The sequence below is a fragment of the Polynucleobacter sp. Adler-ghost genome, assembly GCF_018688495.1.
GTDB lineage: Bacteria > Pseudomonadota > Gammaproteobacteria > Burkholderiales > Burkholderiaceae > Polynucleobacter.
Genome location: NZ_CP061320.1, coordinates 1,810,525 through 1,827,582, shown reverse-complemented (window position 1 = coordinate 1,827,582; position 17,058 = coordinate 1,810,525). Strand labels below are relative to the sequence as shown.

The window sequence follows — 17,058 nt, the reverse complement described above, 5'->3', positions numbered from 1 at the left end:
TTAGCTTTCGATGATGTTGTTCATGCGACAGAACAGGATCAAATCAGCAATATTGTTAATGCCTAGTTTGTCAAAGACTCTAGTCTTGTAGGTTGCTACTGTCTTATTACTGATGTGCAGTAGGTCAGATATCTGCTGGTTAGTATTACCTTTGCCGAGATACTTCATAACTTGTAGCTCACGATCAGATATCAATGCCAATTTATCGTTGTCGCTCAGAGAGGTGTTGCCATTCTTCCCATGTGTGAAGAAGGTATATCCCTGTGAGATGGCAACGCAGGCAGCCAAAATGACATCGGCTCCAGCAGTCTTATTTACGAAACCATGTGCACCCAAGGACCGTACTCGGCCACCATAGACTGCTTCATCTAGGCTAGACAACACCAAAATACGAACTTCTGGATGCATCAAGCCAATCCGACGGATCACATCAAAACCATCCGTCTTGGGCATATCCAAATCTAAGATGACCATATTAGGATTGACTTCTTTGATTGAGCGTAGGCACTCTTCACCATGCTGCGCCTGTCCTGCGATCTCAAAAAGCAATTGATCTTGCAACATACTTTTTAATGCCATCAGCATAGCTGGATGGTCATCTACCAACATCACGCGTTTTCTCATTACTTGTCTCCATTTTGGGTTTTATGAGGGTGCAGCGAAAAAATGGCCTTAGCGATACGGCTATCGCTCATGTGTAGCATTTGATGTCGGCTCACCGGCGGCATCATGAGTCCGCCATAGCTATGGTGTGCTCCCATTGCTATGACATTTTCTAAATCCTTTACCAGAGTGATGTTGCTGGCATAGATTAGGGTATGGAATTTCTGGCCAAGGGAACTCATTTCGCTTGGTAAGCCATCAGCTCGAAATTGCCCCATCTCAATATGAATGCCTTCAGGCTCGATCTGCTCTACCCAGCGGATTTGCGCATGCGCTCCAGAAAAATCCAGAAGATGGATCAGGACGCCGAGACGACGCATACGCAATAATCCTTCCATGCTAGATTCCATGGAGTCAGCATCCTTGAGTTTGTGTATTCCTAGGCTCACTAGACCAACTGGGAGTCGTGAGTTCAGAATGAGGTCGCTTAAAGCATCTACAAAACTGCTGGATGCTAGATATTGCGCTGGCATCGGTAAGATGCCAGGGATGAAGCGTCCGCTACGGTACCAATACGTAATGGTGTCTAGGCCCTCCATGAATAATCTGAGGAGCTGCGTGTCGGTGGCGGTCAGTAATGGTCTAAATAAAGAGCTCGTCAGCTTAGTTCCTTGGCTATTAAAGATGGGTTCGTTACTAATCGCTTGTCGCTGGGACCAGGATTGGTGTTCTTCTAGCGCTTCGCCGCTAAGACCAAGCCAAGGCTGGCCGCAGGCATCGCGTACTTCTTGGAAGGGTTTGTTCTTCCAAGCCTTTACAAGCGTGTACAGCCGGGATTTCGGGCTCATCAGCATTCTCCAATCATTGAACAGTCAGTCTAGGCAGGACAGATTGGAGGGGTAAGGGCTTAAGGCTTATTTGTGTGTAGGAATCTACCTACTTGCCTGCCCTCATTATAGAAAGAGCAGGAGGCTCATTTGAAATTTAAGGTGAATTTGCCCTTGAAATCCCTAGAAACAGACCTATATAATCAGCACTCCCTACACGCGAGTGCTAAAACAGGCTTATTCAGCTGAAAAGCTTGTTTTCTGCGTGTTAAGAGAATGCAACACATTGATTTATATTGGTTTTTTAATTAGTTAACACTTACTAACATAGGAGAAGGAATGAATCTGCGTCCTTTACATGATCGCGTAATCATCAAACGTTTAGATCAAGAATCAAAAACTGCCTCTGGAATCATCATTCCGGATGCTGCTGCTGAAAAGCCGGATCAAGGCGAAGTATTGGCAGTTGGCCCGGGCAAACGTGATGACAGCGGTAAGTTGAATGCACCAGACGTCAAAGTTGGCGATCGCGTGTTATTCGGCAAATATGCAGGTCAAACAGTTAAGGTCGGCACTGACGAGCTTCTCGTCATGCGCGAAGAAGACATCATGGCTGTTGTACAGAAGTAATTAGTACCTAAGAAAGGAATTCAATCATGGCAGCAAAAGACGTTGTATTTGGAGATAACGCCCGTACCAAGATGGTAGAAGGCGTAAATATTCTTGCTAACGCAGTAAAAGTAACCTTAGGACCAAAAGGTCGTAATGTAGTTATCGAGCGTTCATTTGGCGGCCCAATCATCACCAAAGATGGTGTATCCGTAGCAAAAGAAATCGAACTTAAAGACAAGCTCCAGAACATGGGCGCTCAGATGGTGAAGGAAGTTGCTTCCAAAACCAATGACATCGCTGGCGACGGTACGACTACCGCTACTGTATTGGCTCAGTCTATCGTTCGCGAAGGCATGAAATACGTAGTATCAGGCCACAATCCAATGGACTTGAAGCGTGGTATCGACAAAGCAGTTACAGCGGCACTCGAAGAGCTCAAGAAAATTAGCAAGCCTTGCACAACTACTAAAGAAATCGCTCAAGTTGGCTCTATCTCGGCTAATAGCGACCAAAGTATTGGTCAGCGTATTGCTGAGGCAATGGAAAAAGTAGGTAAAGAAGGCGTTATCACTGTTGAAGATGGTAAGTCATTGGAGGATGAGCTTGAAGTAGTTGAAGGTATGCAGTTTGACCGCGGTTATCTGTCTCCATACTTCATTAACCAACCTGAAAAGCAAGTTGCCGTATTAGAAACCCCATACGTACTCTTGTTTGACAAGAAAGTTAGCAACATCCGTGATTTGCTCCCAGTACTCGAGCAAGTAGCAAAGTCTGGCCGTCCATTGTTGATCATTGCAGAAGATGTTGAAGGCGAAGCCTTAGCAACTTTAGTCGTGAACAACATTCGCGGCATCATCAAAACTTGCGCCGTTAAGGCTCCAGGCTTTGGTGACCGTCGTAAGGCTATGTTGGAAGACATCGCAATTTTGACTGGCGGTACTGTGATTGCTGAGGAAATCGGCCTCACACTGGAGAAAACAACTCTTGAGCACTTAGGTCAAGCTAAGCGTATCGAAATTGGCAAAGAAAACACCATCATCATTGACGGTGCTGGCGATGCTAAAGCAATCGAAGCACGTGTGAAGAACATCCGTGTTCAGATCGAAGAAGCGACTAGCGACTACGACAAAGAGAAGTTGCAAGAGCGCGTTGCTAAGTTGGCAGGCGGTGTTGCAGTGATTCGTGTTGGTGCTGCTACTGAAGTAGAAATGAAAGAAAAGAAAGACCGCGTTGACGATGCATTACACGCAACTCGTGCAGCAGTTGAAGAGGGTATTGTTCCTGGCGGTGGCGTTGCTTTATTACGCGCGATGCAGGGTATCAAGGGCTTGAAGGGTGATAATCCTGATCAAGACGCTGGTATCAGTATCGTATTGCGTGCAATGGAAGAGCCAATTCGCATCATCGTTTCTAACGCAGGCGACGAAGCTAGCGTAGTTGTTAATGCAGTATTGGCTAGCAAGGGCAATAACGGTTACAACGCAGCAACTGGTGAATATGGTGACCTCGTAGCTCAAGGTGTAATCGATCCGACTAAAGTAACAAAAACTGCATTGGTTAATGCTGCTTCTGTTGCGGCCTTATTGTTGACTACTGATTGCGCAATCAGCGAAGCCCCAAAGGATGATTCCGCTGGTGGTGGCATGCCTGATATGGGCGGCATGGGTGGCATGGGTGGCATGGGCGGCATGATGTAATTGCTGTTGATTCCTCAGCTATCTAGCTGTAGAAACTAAAACGCCTGGTTCAAAAGACCAGGCGTTTTTTATTGGTATATTAGAAATTAATCCGGCTGAATACCGCCATCTTTGATAACCTTTTTCATCTTCACTAAGCCTTGTGCAATCATTTCTTTTAAATGATCCGGTCCTAAAGGTACAAATTCAAAACCTTGCTGTATTAACTGATCCCGCAACTTCTGATCTTTTAACGCTAAAGCCAATGAATCATTGAGTTTACTAACGACAGCTGATGTTGCACCCTTGGGGGCGACAATCGCACCCCAGGTAGAGAACTCATAACCTTTAACACTCTCGCTCACAGTCGGCGCATTTGGTAGCAAAGGTGAACGCATTTTGCTAGTGATACCTAACACCTTTAGTTTCCCTGATCGAATATGTGGAAGGACAACAGATAAAGCGCTAATCATCACAGGCACCTGTCCTGCCATGACATCGGTTACTGCTGCTGCCGCTCCACGATAGGGGATATGCACCAATGGCGCACCCGTATACTGGCGAAAGATCTCCATACCAATATGCTGAGGTGAGCCATTGCCGCCTGAGGCGTAATCAATTTTTCCTGGATTTTCTTTAGCAATCCGAATTAAGTCTGCCGCTGTGTTTCCCGGAAATGACGGGTTTGCTACCATGACGAAAGTGATTGCAGCTACTTCGGAGACTGGAGCAAAACTTTGAATGGGATCGTAGTCAATTTTCTTGTGCAGATTGGGTAGCATTGTTAAGATGCTGTCATTAAATGCACCTAGTACATAGCCCTCTGCATTAGCCTGAGCTACCTTGCTAGCTCCGATTAAACCGGCGCCACCAGGAAGGTTTTCAATCGTAATTACCTGTCCCAAGTTCTCACTCATTTTTTGTGCAATGGGTCGCATCAAAATATCGACACCACTTCCGGCCTGCAATGGCATGATCATCTGAATCGGTCTATTAGGGTAGGTATTTTGAGCTTGGACGGATGTAATCCAAATTAAACCCATTACTAAAAGCAAGTGTTTTTTAATATTCATTGTTCGTCTCGTATTAATATAATTTTTTAGTGCTCTAGGGGCGTTCGTATATATCTTAACGTAATAAAAAACCGCCCGAAGGCGGTTCTTGATTGAGAAGTGTTTGATTTAACTTACTGACTTCACCATGTCTTCTACAACCTTCTTCGCATCACCGAAGACCATCATCGTTTTATCCATGTAGAAGAGTTCGTTATCTAGACCAGCATAACCTGCTGCCATAGAGCGCTTGTTGACAATAATGGTTTTGGCTTTATAGGCTTCCAAAATTGGCATACCAAAGATTGGACTACCTGGCGTACGAGCGGCAGGGTTTACCACATCGTTTGCACCAAGTACTAGCACCACGTCAGCCTGACCAAAATCACTGTTAATGTCTTCCATCTCAAACACTTGGTCGTATGGAACTTCAGCTTCAGCCAAGAGTACGTTCATGTGACCGGGCATACGACCTGCCACTGGGTGAATCGCATACTTTACGGTCACGCCATGATGAGTCAGTTTTTCTGTTAACTCTTTAAGTGCATGCTGAGCACGGGCAACTGCGAGGCCGTAGCCAGGAACAATCACGACTGTGTCGGCATTCTCCATGAGGAAGGCAGCATCTTCTGGTGAACCAGTTTTGTAGTTCTTTGGACCGCCATCATCAGCGCCACCGGCAGCAGCCTCGGCACCGAAGCCACCTAGCAAGACTGCCAAGATTGAGCGGTTCATTGCCTTACACATGATGTAAGACAAAATCGCACCAGAGGAGCCTACGCAAGCACCAGCAATAATCAATACTGGGTTGTTTAATGTGAAGCCAATGCCTGCAGCCGCCCATCCAGAGTAACTGTTGAGCATCGACACAACCACAGGCATATCTGCGCCACCGATGGGGATGATCAAGGTCACGCCTAATACCAAAGCAATCGCACACATTACTAAAAATGCTTCGTGACTACCGGTCATGAAGTACATGACTCCACCAGCAACCATGACAATTGCGAGAATCAGGTTGAGCAAGTGCTGACCAGCAAAAGTGACTGATTTACCACTGACTTTGCCAGATAATTTACCAAAAGCAATAATGGAAGCAGTAAAGGTGATGGCGCCAATAAATGCACCGATAAAGAGTTCAATCTTTTGCGCGCCAGTATGGTCTTGGGCTGGATTAAACACTGCCGCAATCGCAATCAATACTGCTGACAAGCCAACAAAAGAGTGCATCAACGCTACGAGTTCTGGCATCTTGGTCATTTGCACACGTTTAGCAGCAAGTATTCCAATGATTGCACCAGCAACAATCGCACCAATAATCAATGAGAAGACTGGCTTAAAGTCAGGAATCATGAAGGTGGTGATTACGGCAAGCAACATGCCGATCATGCCAAAGGTATTGCCTTGACGTGATGTAGTTGGTGAAGACAATCCACGCAAGGCGAGGATGAAAAGCACCGATGAAATGAGGTAGGAAATCGCGGTTATATTTGACATGTTTGTGGTCTCTATATAGATCTTGTTCTAGTTTTTATTTAGTTCCAGTCGCATCAGCTTTAGGGGCTTTTTTCTTGAACATTTCAAGCATGCGACGGGTGACCATAAAGCCACCAAAAATATTAATTGATGCTAAGAAGACGGCTACTGCACCAATGATGCTAGTGAGAGTAATCTCATCGCCACCAATGACCTCAGTTTGAAGTAGGGCGCCAACAATGATGATTCCAGAGATAGCGTTGGTAACTGCCATGAGTGGAGTATGTAATGCAGGGGTGACGTTCCAAACTACTTGATAGCCAACAAAAATGGCCAAAACAAACACGGTGATGTTTTGGACTGTGAGGATGCTTTGAAAAGCAGCGAGATCCATGATGTTTCCTTTGAATATTCTGTATTAGTTTTTACGGATAGCCTGACCATCACGACACATGAGGCAGGCAGTAACGATGTCGTCATCGGTTGGGATAACTAACTTCGCTTCTGGGTCAACGATGAGCTTCATGAAATCGAGCAAGTTGCGTGCGTATAGGGCAGAAGCATCCGCAGCTACCATACTGGCGAGATTACTGTAACCAATAATCTTCACACCATTTTTCTCAACAATCTTGTCTTCTTGGGTCAATGGGCAGTTACCTGATCCATTGTCACCACGACCGGCAGCTAAGTCGATCACGATCGAACCGGGTTTCATATTGGCAACGGTGTCGCTGTGCAATAAGACGGGTGGCTTACGACCGGGAATTAAGGCGGTTGTGATGACGATATCAGCTTGTTGAGCACGTTCTGCAACCAATGCTGCTTGACGCTTCATCCAAGATTCAGGCATAGGGCGCGCATAACCGCCAACGCCTTTAGCGATTTCGCGCTCTTCATCTGTCTCGTAAGGAACGTCAACAAACTTGGCGCCAAGAGATTCAATTTGTTCCTTGGCAGCAGGGCGCACGTCAGATGCCTCAATGACGGCACCTAAACGCTTTGCAGTTGCAATGGCTTGGAGGCCAGCAACACCAGCGCCCAAGATCAGTACGCGTGCTGCTTTAACGGTTCCGGCTGCAGTCATGAGCATAGGCATAAAGCGCTGATACTCATTGGCGGCAACCATCACTGCTTTATAGCCTGCGATGTTGGCTTGCGAAGATAAGACATCCATGCTTTGTGCACGAGTAGTACGTGGTGCAGCCTCTAATGAGAATGCAGTTACGCCTTGGGCAGCCATCGCGGCGATATTATTATTATCAAATGGATCGAGCATGCCAATGAGCACGCTGCCAGATTGAATTTGTTTGAGCTCTGCCGCTTCAGGTGCACGCACCTTTAGAACGATCTCTGCACTTAATGCATCTGCTGCGCTACCAATCGTGGCGCCAACAGCTTCATAGGCGGAATCAGGCTGGCTGGCTGTAAGACCCGCATCTTTTTGAATAACAACTGTATGGCCTTGACCAATCAGTTTCTTAACGGTTTCCGGTGTGGCGGCAACTCGAGTCTCCCCGAGTCTGATTTCCAGCGGTACTCCTATGCGCATGGCATGTCTCCAAAAGCAAATTTTTCAAAAAAATCTATTTTAGTTAGTTAGGCGAAAATCTACCTATCTATTTCCCTTAATGCCATTTATTTGGTTTTGCCACAAATCTCGTAAATTTGGAGCAAGACTTCTACAATGGGTTTTTAGCTGATAACGAATTCTCGCATTTTTTGATGATCTCCCTCAATTCTGTCGCAATACCTGCTTCAAAACCCTCCAAAGTCGTGGTTGGGATGTCTGGAGGGGTAGATTCGTCTGTTGCAGCTTGGATGCTCAAGCAGCAAGGCTATGAAGTGATTGGCCTTTTCATGAAAAACTGGGAGGATGATGATAGCGACGAATATTGCTCTGCACGTCAGGATTGGCTAGATGTAGTTTCTGTAGCCGACCTCATTGGGATTGATGTCGAGGCTGTTAATTTTGCCGCTGAGTACCGTGAGCGTGTTTTTGCGGAGTTTTTGCGTGAATATGCTGCCGGCAGGACGCCCAACCCGGATGTATTGTGCAATGCAGAAATTAAATTTAAAGCCTTTTTGGATCACGCCATCAGTTTGGGTGCAGATGCCATTGCAACAGGTCACTATGCACGGGTTCGTCATGAGGATGGCCGTGTTCAGCTATTAAAGGCATTGGATGCCAGTAAAGACCAAAGTTATTTCTTACATCGCTTAACCCAAAGTCAATTGGCAAATGTACTTTTTCCTTTGGGGGAGATTCCAAAGACGGAGGTACGTAAGATTGCCGAACAAATCGGCTTGCATAATGCCGCCAAAAAAGACTCCACAGGGATTTGCTTTATTGGTGAGCGCCCCTTCCGCGAATTCTTAAACCGCTACTTACCACGTGCTCCTGGCCCCATTAAAACCCCAGAAGGTAAAACAGTGGGGGAGCATATGGGTCTTGCCTTTTTCACCCTAGGGCAGCGCAAGGGCATTGGTTTGGGTGGCAGCCAGGACGGCAATGGTGATGCATGGTACGTCGCTCGTAAGGATGTGGCCAATAACACCCTATACGTCGCCCAGGGCCATGATCATCCATGGCTACTGGCCAATCAGCTTTCTACAATTGATGCTAGTTGGATTGCTGGAGTTGCACCTACTCCGGGGCAGTACTCTGCAAAAACCCGCTATCGCCAAGCAGACTCACTATGCACGCTTGCTACTGGAGCTGCGGGACCTTTGAGTTTTGAATTGGCCTTTCCAGAGGCCCAATGGGCCGTTACTCCAGGCCAGTCTGCCGTTTTGTACGACGGAGATATTTGCTTGGGCGGCGGCATTATTTCCGCCTAAGGCTTCCAGCTCTAGCGCCCTGATTTAGGCGGCTGGGGGCGCTGTTTCTGCGAAGGAAGGCCTTTGCATCAACTTTTGATATAGGGCATCTAAATTAGGATATTGCGCTTGCCAAGCGATATTGGGGAAGCGGAACAGCAGGTAACCCAAAGCGCAGCCAACAGCAATGTCAGCCAAAGTCATCTGGTTGCCGTGGCACCAGGCGTTTTCACCTAATACACGGGACATTTGGGCAAGAGAGGTATTCATCTTACCCATTTGACGCTCAACCCAAGCGGGGCTCTGCTGCTCAGGTGGACGTAAGGTCGCCTCTAAACGAGCCAAAATTCCTGCATCTGCCACCCCGTCAGCCAAGGTTTCCCAAGTTTTGACAGTAGCGCGTTCACGACTACCTGTCGGGATCAGTTTGCCCACCGGGCTCAATGTATCTGCGTACTCAGCAATCACCCGCGAATCGTAGATGACCTCACCGTCATCTAAAACAAGACAAGGCACTTTGCCTAAGGGGTTGTTGAGGGCTATTTTGGTGTCTGCAGCCCAGACATTCTCTAGTTCGAGGTCTAAATCCACCTTTTTTTCTAAAAAAACAATGCGTACCTTACGTACGTAAGGGCTAGTGAGGGATCCGATGAGTTTCATGTCCTTAGTATAGCGATCTCAATCAAACTGAATTGCTCCTAAGAGCGATTAAAATTAGGTTTTATTGAAACAATCAATGTAAAGGCAATATTCGTGAGTCAGCCGATTTCTACTCTTAATGCACTATCCCCTTTAGATGGTCGCTATGCAGGCAAGCTGGACGCCTTGAGGCCCTGGTTATCCGAAGCCGCATTTATGCGGCAGCGCGTGTTTGTAGAGATTCATTGGTTATTGGCTTTGGCCTCAGCGGGCCTGCCAGATGTGCCAAAAATTAGTTCGGCAGATGAAGCCTTCCTATTATCTTTGCCAGAAAACTTCTCTGATGCCGATGCGCAACGTATTAAAGATATCGAGGCAGTCACCAATCACGATGTCAAGGCAGTAGAGTATTTTTTAAAAGAAAAAGTAGCCGGTCGCCCAGATCTCTTAAAGGCAAGTGAATTTATTCATTTTGCATGCACTTCTGAAGATATCAATAATACTTCGCATGGTTTGATGTTGCGTGGCGCTCGTGATAAAGTTTTGTTGCCGCAACTTAGAAAAATACTTTCCGTATTAACGGATTTGGCAATTGAGAATGCAAAAGTGCCTATGTTGTCACGCACTCATGGTCAACCTGCTTCTCCAAGTACATTAGGTAAAGAGTTAGCCAATATCGCTAAACGTTTAGAGCGTGCGATTGCAGCAATTGCAGCAGTCCCTTTATTAGGAAAAATGAATGGTGCAGTGGGTAACTACAACGCGCATTTATCTGCTTATCCTAATTTTGATTGGGAAAACTTTTCTAAGAATGTCGTTGAGAAACGCTTAGGTCTCACCTTTAATCCTTACACGATTCAAATTGAGCCACATGATGGCATGGCTGAATTGTTTGATGCAATTGCTCGCGCCAACACAATCTTGTTGGACATGGATCGTGATTTCTGGGCGTATATTTCTATTGCTTACTTCAAGCAACGTACTAAAGCGGGTGAGATTGGTTCTTCAACCATGCCGCATAAAGTCAACCCAATTGACTTTGAAAATTCCGAGGGGAACTTGGGGGTAGCAAATGCGCTATTGCGTCATCTTGCAGAGAAGTTGCCAATTTCTCGCTGGCAGCGCGATCTAACTGATTCAACTGTCTTGCGTAATTTAGGCCCAGCCTTTGGCCACAGCGTTTTAGCTTATGACAGCGCCTTGCGTGGTTTAGGAAAATTAGAGGTTAACCATGCGGCGATTGCTGCTGACCTAGATGCGTGCTGGGAAGTATTGGCAGAGCCAGTACAAACTGTGATGCGTCGTTATGGCATTGAGAATCCGTATGAGCAACTCAAAGAACTCACTCGTGGCAAAGGCATCAACCAGGCTGATTTACAAACCTTCATTCGTGGTCTAAAGATTCCAGATGATGCAAAGACCTTATTACTCGAGATGACCCCATCTTCTTATTTAGGTAAGGCGGTCGAATTGACCGAACGTCTGAAAAAGTGAGTTTGACTCCAAGCCTTGGGCCCGCATCACAGGATTTGGAATACGGTGCTCGCCCTAAGATCTGGTTTGCTGTTTATCAAGTGCTTTGGCATCTGCTTCTGCCTTTTGCATTTTTTCGCCTAGCCTGGCGCACACGTCACTCCTCTGAATATTTAAGTCACTTCTCTGAGCGCTTGGGTTTTGCTGATGGCAAAACAACTACGCAGGGATCTGTATGGATTCATGCGGTATCTGTTGGTGAGACTAGAGCGGCTCAACCTTTGGTTGAAGCTTATCTAGCTCGTGGTGAGACGATTCTGTTGACGCATATGACACTGAATGGTCGCCGTACTGGCGCTGCTCTATTTGAGCGAGCGATTGCTACAGGTCAATTGCATCAGGTTTATCTACCCTACGACCTCTGCTGGTCTGTTGCTAATTTCATTCGTACATTTAAACCGAAGTTCGGTTTGTTTATGGAAACCGAGGCTTGGCCAACCATTGTGTTTTATTGCGCAGAAATTGGGCTGCCATTATTTTTAGTAAACGCACGCCTATCCGAACGAAGTGCTCGTCGCATCAATCGATTTGGTAATGCCGGCAGATCTTTATTTCAGGCATTTTCAGGTATCTTGGCTCAAACACAATTAGATGCTGATCGGTATCGTAGTCTTGGCGTTAAAAAAGTGAAGATTGTTGGCAATCTGAAGTTTGATGTACCGCTTGATCCCAATCTAGTTCTGCAAGGTCAATTTTGGAAGCAAGATCTACATGGCAAACAACGATTGATGGTCTGCGCTGCCAGTACTCGCGATGGCGAAGAGGTAATTATCCTGAAGGCTTGGAAAGATCTTTTACTTGGCAACACTTTTGAGATTGCCCCGCTGCTTTGTATAGTTCCCCGTCATCCTGAGCGCTTTTCTGAAGTAGCCAATCAAATTCAAGATGCTGGTCTGAAATTTAGATGCCGTACAGAATGGATTGAGACACCAAAGAGCGATGCTGGCGTGGATGTGATTCTGGGAGACTCCATGGGTGAGATGCCAATGTATTACAGTGCTGCTGACTTAGTGGTCATGGGAGGCAGTCTACTTCCGTTTGGCGGGCAAAATCTAATTGAGGCTTGTGCTGCTGGTTGTCCAGTATTGCTCGGTGAGCATACGTATAACTTCCAACAAGCCGCCCTAGATGCCATTGAGATGGGCGCTGCCAAGCGCATCCAGGGTGAGCTCATCTTGAGTGAGCCCATTGTTCTCATGGAGGCTTTAAAAGAGTTGCTATTAAATACTGCCGAACTGGCAAAGATGTCGAGCGCTGCAAAGTCGTATGCACTCGAACATCAAGGTGCGACCCAAAAGATTATGGCCGCCCTTGAGGATATCAATTAACTCCGATTGGGAGATTAAACCTGAGCCCCAAAGTTGGGATCATCGTTGCGCGCAACATCATCTGGCTTTTTATCGCCCTTCACTAAATCTTCGCGCGTCACACCAAGCCACATGGCCAAAGCCGCTGCCACGAACACGGACGAGTAGATGCCAAACAAAATACCAATGGTGAGGGCTAAGGCAAAGTAGAAGAGGGTAGGACCACCAAAAATCAACATCGCCAAAACCATCATTTCAGTACTGCCGTGGGTAATTACGGTACGACTGATTGTGCTGGTGATAGCGTTATCAATAATTTCGCGGGTATTCATCTTGCGGTATTTGCGGAAGTTTTCGCGAATACGGTCAAAGATCACCACAGACTCGTTTACTGAGTAGCCCAATACGGCCAATACCGCAGCCAAAACAGACAGAGAGAACTCCCACTGGAAGAAGGCAAAGAAGCCCAGAATAATCACGATGTCATGTAAGTTGGCAATAATGCCAGCAACAGCAAATTTCCACTCAAAGCGGAAAGAGAGATAAACCACGATGCCGATAATCACAAATAGTAGTGCCATCAATCCATCTATTGCTAGCTCACGTCCAACCTGTGGACCAACAAACTCAACACGCTGTAACTTGACGCCTGAAGTGGCTGGCTCAAGTGCTTGCATGACCGCTGCACTTTGGTCCGCAGAAGAAATTATTTTGCCTTCGGCATCTTTTTGCAATGGCAGGCGAATCATCACATCACGCGAACTGCCAAAGTTCTGAATCTGGGTATCGGCATAGCCCAGTTTTTCTACCTTTGATCTGATTGAATCTAGAGGGGCTGTTTGTGGATAAGAAACTTCCATCACTGTACCGCCAGTGAACTCGATAGATAAGTGAAGACCGTTTTGCCAAAGGAAGAAAACGGCCGCAAAGAAGGTAATTAGAGAAACTGCATTCAGCGCCAATGCATGGCGCATAAAGGGAATATCTTTTTTAATTCGGAAAAATTCCATGACTTATTTCTCCTGTGAGCGCCAAACTTGGCCGATAGCGAGTTTCTGGACTTTTTTTCCTCTGCCATACCAGAGGTTAACTAGGCCACGTGAGAAAAAGACTGCTGAAAACATAGAAGTCAAAATACCAAGGCAATGCACTACTGCAAAGCCTTTAATTGGACCAGAGCCAAATGCGAGTAATGCAAGACCAGCAATTAAGGTGGTGACGTTTGAATCCAAGATTGTTGCCCAAGCTTTGTCAAAGCCAACAGCAATTGCTGTTTGCGGCGCGGCGCCGTTACGCAGCTCCTCACGAATACGTTCGTTGATCAACACATTGGAGTCAATAGCCATACCCAGTGCCAAGGCCATTGCAGCAATACCTGGCAATGTTAGGGTGGCTTGTAGCATTGACAACACCGAGATCAAGAGTAACAAGTTGACTGCTAGAGCCACTACTGAGAATGTGCCAAACAAGAGGTAGTAGGCAATCATGAAAATCGAGATTGCAGCAAAACCCATGATGAGAGATTTAAAGCCCTTCTCAATATTTTCTGCACCTAAGCTTGGTCCAATCGTGCGCTCTTCAATGATTTCCATCGGCGCTGCTAATGAGCCTGCGCGTAACAAGAGCGCCAAGTCATTTGCACTCTCGGTAGTTGGTTGGCCAGTAATTTGAAACTTAGAGCCAAACTCACCTTGAATCGTGGCAATCGTGAGGACCTCACCTTTACCTTTTTCAAACAAGATCATGCCCATCGGTTTGCCGATGTTTTCACGGGTCACTTCTTGCATCACACGCCCACCAGCAGCATCCAAAGAGATATTTACCGCAGGTCGTTGGTTTTGATCAAAGCCGGCACTTGCATCGGTAATGCGATCACCACTAAAGATGACCGATTTTTTGAATACACCTTGGCGAGTTTCGCCAAAGCGGAATACATCCATGCCTGGAGGTGGAGTCTCACCAATGGCGATAGTTGAAACGATTGGGTCGGCTAACCTAGACTCCAGAGTTGCGGTACGACCAATGATGTCCTTAGCGCGCGCAGTATCTTGCACGCCTGGAAGCTGCACAACAATTCGCTCAGCACCTTGTTGTTGAATGACTGGCTCTTTCACGGCTAACTCATTGACGCGCTTATTGAGCGTGACGATATTTTGTTTTACTGCGTTATCTTGAATTTCTTTCAGGGCGGTCGGTTTAAATTCGCCAACCAGTTTTGGAGACAGGCCGGTAGGCTTAACTTGCCAGATCAGATCAGGCTGACTCGTCATCAAGACGGTGCGCGCCTTCTCAGCATCTTCGGTGCTGCCAAATGTTAGGGTGATGGAGTCTTGGCCACGCTCTATACCTTGCTGGCGAATGGATTTGTCACGCAGCTGACTACGAATATCTGTTGCCAAAGAAGTAACCTTCTTTTGAACGGCGCCTTTCATATCCACTTGTAGTAAGAAGTACACGCCACCACGCAAGTCAAGGCCAAGAGGCATTGGTAAAGCATTGAGTGCGTTTAACCAGCTCGGTGTGTTGGAGAGTAGGTTTAATGCCACGGTGAAATTAGGTTCGTTTTGATCGATGTTCAATTTCTGTTGCAGCAAGTCGCGGGCACGAAGTTGGATGTCGGTATTGTTAAAACGAATTTTGATTGAACCTACACTACCTGTAGATTCAAAGAAGATGCCAGTGTTACTGATGTTGTCATCAGTCAAAATCTTTTCTACTCGAGACTGTGTCGCCAAATCAACCTTGATGGTTGGCTTGGCGGACGAGACTTGAACCGCTGGCGCCTCTCCGAAGAAATTGGGTAATGAATATAGCCCTCCAATCAATAAGGCAGAGAGGATGACTATGTATTTCCAGAGAGGGTAGCGATTCATATTGAGATACTTTTAAACAAGCTTATTAAGCAGACTTCATTGAGCCTTTTGGCAGTACTGTTGTGATGGCGCCTTTTTGCATTTGCACTTCAGTGCCACTAGCAATTTCAACAGTCACCACTTGGTCTTTTAATGCAGTTACTTTGCCCATGATGCCGCCAACAGTCACTACCTCGTCGCCAACAGAAAGAGACTCCAGCATTGCTTTAGTTTCTTTTTGACGCTTCATTTGTGGGCGAATCATGATGAAGTACAACACTGCAAACATCAACAGCAAGGGAAGAAAGCTCATCAAGCCACCAGAATCTGCGCCCGCGGCTGGAGCCTGGGCAAAAGCGTTACTAATCCACATACAAAACCTCCATTAATTACCAGTTGAAAACTGCTTAAGGAACTGCTTCAGTTTTAGGCTTTTAAAGCGAAGCCGTAAACCCGCAATTCTAAACTGTATGGGGCTTTAGGGCTGATTTAGTGCCCTGGGCCTATTAATCCTGTCCGGGTTCCACGCCGCGTTGGCGATTCCGATGAAATTCCTCTCGATAGGCACTAAATCGGTCTTTAGCTAAAGATTCTCGAACCTCTTCCATTAGCTGTAGGTAATAAGAGAGGTTGTGGATGGTATTAAGCTGCGACCCCAGAATCTCATTCGCCTTTTGGAGGTGATTTAAATAGGACCTGGTGAAGTTTTTACAGGTATAACAAGCACAGCTAGGGTCGACAGGGCGATCATCATCCTTGTACCCTGAGTTACGAAGCTTGAGGTCACCAAAGCGGGTAAAGAGCCAGCCATTACGGGCATTACGAGTCGGCATGACGCAGTCAAACATATCAATGCCGAGACTGACGCCTAGCATCAAGTCTTCAGGTGTTCCAACCCCCATAAGGTAATGGGGCATGTGCTCTGGCAACTTAGGGGCTGTGAAATTAAGAATGCGCTCAAACTCAGGCTTTGGCTCCCCAACGGAGAGACCGCCAATTGCGATCCCATCAAAGCCCTGCTGACTGACGGCATCTAGGGAGAATTCACGGAGGTTTTCAAACATGCCGCCTTGGACGATGCCAAAAAGGCCATTGCCAGTCTCGAGTTCGCGAAAGCGTCTTAGGGAGCGATCACCCCAGCGCAGCGACATTTCCAATGAGGCGCGCGCAGTTTTTTCTGAGGTTGCCTGCCCCTTGATTTCGTAAGGGGTGCATTCATCAAACTGCATCGCAATATCGCTATTCAGTACCGCCTGAATTTCCATAGACACTTCTGGTGACATAAATAACTTATCGCCATTGATCGGGGACGCAAATGTAACCCCTTCTTCAGAAATTTTTCTCAGTGCTCCTAAGCTAAAGACCTGAAAGCCACCAGAATCAGTCAGAATCGGCTTATCCCAGCCCATGAAGCGGTGTAAGCCACCATGCTTCTTCACAACATCTAAACCAGGCCGCAGCCACAAATGAAAGGTATTGCCTAAGATAATTTGGGCTTTAGCCTCATGCAGATCCCGTGGGGTCATCGCCTTTACGGTGCCATAAGTGCCCACCGGCATAAAGATTGGTGTTTGAACGCTGCCGTGAGGAAGGTCAAGCTGACCAAGGCGTGCAGGGCTAGCAGAGTCACGCGCGAGGATATTAAAGTGAACAGGTTTTGTCAT

At 46.7% G+C, this 17,058-nt stretch carries 16 protein-coding genes; 5 read left to right on the top strand and 11 right to left on the bottom strand.

The window, feature by feature from the left end:
- Positions 1–624, bottom strand: a complete 624-nt coding sequence (locus ICV89_RS09460) for a response regulator transcription factor (protein WP_046330786.1) — start codon at positions 622–624, stop codon at positions 1–3.
- A complete protein-coding gene (locus tag ICV89_RS09455; protein WP_215308404.1) occupies positions 624–1,451 on the bottom strand; it encodes a diguanylate phosphodiesterase in 828 nt (275 codons plus the stop codon). The genes ICV89_RS09460 and ICV89_RS09455 overlap by 1 nt, the downstream gene beginning before the upstream one ends.
- A gap of 318 nt (positions 1,452–1,769) precedes the next feature.
- Between ICV89_RS09455 and ICV89_RS09450 the strand changes: the two genes are divergently transcribed.
- Together ICV89_RS09450 and groL are read left to right on the top strand one after the other, a co-directional pair.
- Entirely contained in the window at positions 1,770–2,060 is a 291-nt protein-coding gene (locus ICV89_RS09450; protein WP_215308403.1) for a co-chaperone GroES, read from the top strand.
- A gap of 26 nt (positions 2,061–2,086) precedes the next feature.
- Positions 2,087–3,739: a chaperonin GroEL gene (groL, locus tag ICV89_RS09445; RefSeq protein ID WP_215308402.1), complete on the top strand. Its 1,653-nt coding sequence runs from the start codon at positions 2,087–2,089 to the stop codon at positions 3,737–3,739.
- Positions 3,740–3,825: 86 nt separating this feature from the next.
- Here the strand turns inward: groL and ICV89_RS09440 are convergent, their stop codons facing one another.
- The 4 genes from ICV89_RS09440 to ICV89_RS09425 all read right to left on the bottom strand — a co-directional run bounded on the left by ICV89_RS09440 (position 3,826) and on the right by ICV89_RS09425 (position 7,795).
- Complete coding sequence (locus tag ICV89_RS09440; protein ID WP_215308401.1) at positions 3,826–4,791, bottom strand: tripartite tricarboxylate transporter substrate binding protein; 966 nt, start codon at positions 4,789–4,791, stop codon at positions 3,826–3,828.
- Positions 4,792–4,899: 108 nt separating this feature from the next.
- Positions 4,900–6,267 carry an NAD(P)(+) transhydrogenase (Re/Si-specific) subunit beta gene (locus ICV89_RS09435; RefSeq protein WP_215308400.1) on the bottom strand — a complete coding sequence of 456 codons (1,368 nt, stop codon included), beginning with the start codon at positions 6,265–6,267 and terminating at the stop codon, positions 4,900–4,902.
- A 34-nt stretch (positions 6,268–6,301) separates the two neighbouring features.
- Entirely contained in the window at positions 6,302–6,640 is a 339-nt protein-coding gene (locus tag ICV89_RS09430; protein ID WP_215305241.1) for a proton-translocating transhydrogenase family protein, read from the bottom strand.
- A gap of 24 nt (positions 6,641–6,664) precedes the next feature.
- Positions 6,665–7,795, bottom strand: a complete 1,131-nt coding sequence (locus ICV89_RS09425; protein WP_215308399.1) for a Re/Si-specific NAD(P)(+) transhydrogenase subunit alpha — start codon at positions 7,793–7,795, stop codon at positions 6,665–6,667.
- 173 nt (positions 7,796–7,968) lie between these two features.
- On the opposite strand from ICV89_RS09425, the gene mnmA reads away from it, so the two are divergent.
- Positions 7,969–9,084: a tRNA 2-thiouridine(34) synthase MnmA gene (mnmA, locus tag ICV89_RS09420; protein WP_215310389.1), complete on the top strand. Its 1,116-nt coding sequence runs from the start codon at positions 7,969–7,971 to the stop codon at positions 9,082–9,084.
- A 24-nt stretch (positions 9,085–9,108) separates the two neighbouring features.
- Here the strand turns inward: mnmA and ICV89_RS09415 are convergent, their stop codons facing one another.
- Positions 9,109–9,723 carry a glutathione S-transferase N-terminal domain-containing protein gene (locus ICV89_RS09415; RefSeq protein WP_215308398.1) on the bottom strand — a complete coding sequence of 205 codons (615 nt, stop codon included), beginning with the start codon at positions 9,721–9,723 and terminating at the stop codon, positions 9,109–9,111.
- Between the two features lie 93 nt (positions 9,724–9,816).
- Here ICV89_RS09415 and purB point away from each other — a divergent pair, with 93 nt between their 5' ends.
- Together purB and ICV89_RS09405 are read left to right on the top strand one after the other, a co-directional pair.
- Positions 9,817–11,196, top strand: a complete 1,380-nt coding sequence (gene purB / locus ICV89_RS09410) for an adenylosuccinate lyase (RefSeq protein WP_215308397.1) — start codon at positions 9,817–9,819, stop codon at positions 11,194–11,196.
- Positions 11,193–12,563, top strand: coding sequence for a 3-deoxy-D-manno-octulosonic acid transferase (locus ICV89_RS09405; protein ID WP_251370831.1), 1,371 nt, complete (start codon positions 11,193–11,195; stop codon positions 12,561–12,563). The genes purB and ICV89_RS09405 overlap by 4 nt, the downstream gene beginning before the upstream one ends.
- Positions 12,564–12,577: 14 nt before the next feature.
- Here ICV89_RS09405 and secF read toward each other — a convergent pair whose 3' ends face one another.
- The 4 genes from secF to tgt form a co-directional block, all read right to left on the bottom strand.
- The gene (secF, locus tag ICV89_RS09400) at positions 12,578–13,552 is read right to left on the bottom strand and encodes a protein translocase subunit SecF (RefSeq protein WP_215308396.1); all 975 of its coding nucleotides are present in this window, start codon (positions 13,550–13,552) and stop codon (positions 12,578–12,580) included.
- 3 nt (positions 13,553–13,555) lie between these two features.
- Positions 13,556–15,415 carry a protein translocase subunit SecD gene (gene secD / locus ICV89_RS09395; RefSeq protein WP_215308395.1) on the bottom strand — a complete coding sequence of 620 codons (1,860 nt, stop codon included), beginning with the start codon at positions 15,413–15,415 and terminating at the stop codon, positions 13,556–13,558.
- 25 nt (positions 15,416–15,440) lie between these two features.
- The gene (gene yajC, locus ICV89_RS09390) at positions 15,441–15,767 is read right to left on the bottom strand and encodes a preprotein translocase subunit YajC (RefSeq protein ID WP_215308394.1); all 327 of its coding nucleotides are present in this window, start codon (positions 15,765–15,767) and stop codon (positions 15,441–15,443) included.
- A 133-nt stretch (positions 15,768–15,900) separates the two neighbouring features.
- Complete coding sequence (gene tgt / locus ICV89_RS09385; protein WP_215308393.1) at positions 15,901–17,058, bottom strand: tRNA guanosine(34) transglycosylase Tgt; 1,158 nt, start codon at positions 17,056–17,058, stop codon at positions 15,901–15,903.

Bases quoted from the DNA above. Each gene is read 5' to 3' on its own strand.
- ICV89_RS09460 (WP_046330786.1), bottom strand. From the start codon at position 624: ATGAGAAAACGCGTGATGTTGGTAGATGACCATCCAGCTATGCTGATG.
- ICV89_RS09455 (WP_215308404.1), bottom strand. From the start codon at position 1,451: ATGAGCCCGAAATCCCGGCTGTACACGCTTGTAAAGGCTTGGAAGAAC.
- ICV89_RS09450 (WP_215308403.1), top strand. From the start codon at position 1,770: ATGAATCTGCGTCCTTTACATGATCGCGTAATCATCAAACGTTTAGAT.
- groL (WP_215308402.1), top strand. From the start codon at position 2,087: ATGGCAGCAAAAGACGTTGTATTTGGAGATAACGCCCGTACCAAGATG.
- ICV89_RS09440 (WP_215308401.1), bottom strand. From the start codon at position 4,791: ATGAATATTAAAAAACACTTGCTTTTAGTAATGGGTTTAATTTGGATT.
- ICV89_RS09435 (WP_215308400.1), bottom strand. From the start codon at position 6,267: ATGTCAAATATAACCGCGATTTCCTACCTCATTTCATCGGTGCTTTTC.
- ICV89_RS09430 (WP_215305241.1), bottom strand. From the start codon at position 6,640: ATGGATCTCGCTGCTTTTCAAAGCATCCTCACAGTCCAAAACATCACC.
- ICV89_RS09425 (WP_215308399.1), bottom strand. From the start codon at position 7,795: ATGCGCATAGGAGTACCGCTGGAAATCAGACTCGGGGAGACTCGAGTT.
- mnmA (WP_215310389.1), top strand. From the start codon at position 7,969: ATGATCTCCCTCAATTCTGTCGCAATACCTGCTTCAAAACCCTCCAAA.
- ICV89_RS09415 (WP_215308398.1), bottom strand. From the start codon at position 9,723: ATGAAACTCATCGGATCCCTCACTAGCCCTTACGTACGTAAGGTACGC.
- secF (WP_215308396.1), bottom strand. From the start codon at position 13,552: ATGGAATTTTTCCGAATTAAAAAAGATATTCCCTTTATGCGCCATGCA.
- secD (WP_215308395.1), bottom strand. From the start codon at position 15,415: ATGAATCGCTACCCTCTCTGGAAATACATAGTCATCCTCTCTGCCTTA.
- yajC (WP_215308394.1), bottom strand. From the start codon at position 15,767: ATGTGGATTAGTAACGCTTTTGCCCAGGCTCCAGCCGCGGGCGCAGAT.
- tgt (WP_215308393.1), bottom strand. From the start codon at position 17,058: ATGACAAAACCTGTTCACTTTAATATCCTCGCGCGTGACTCTGCTAGC.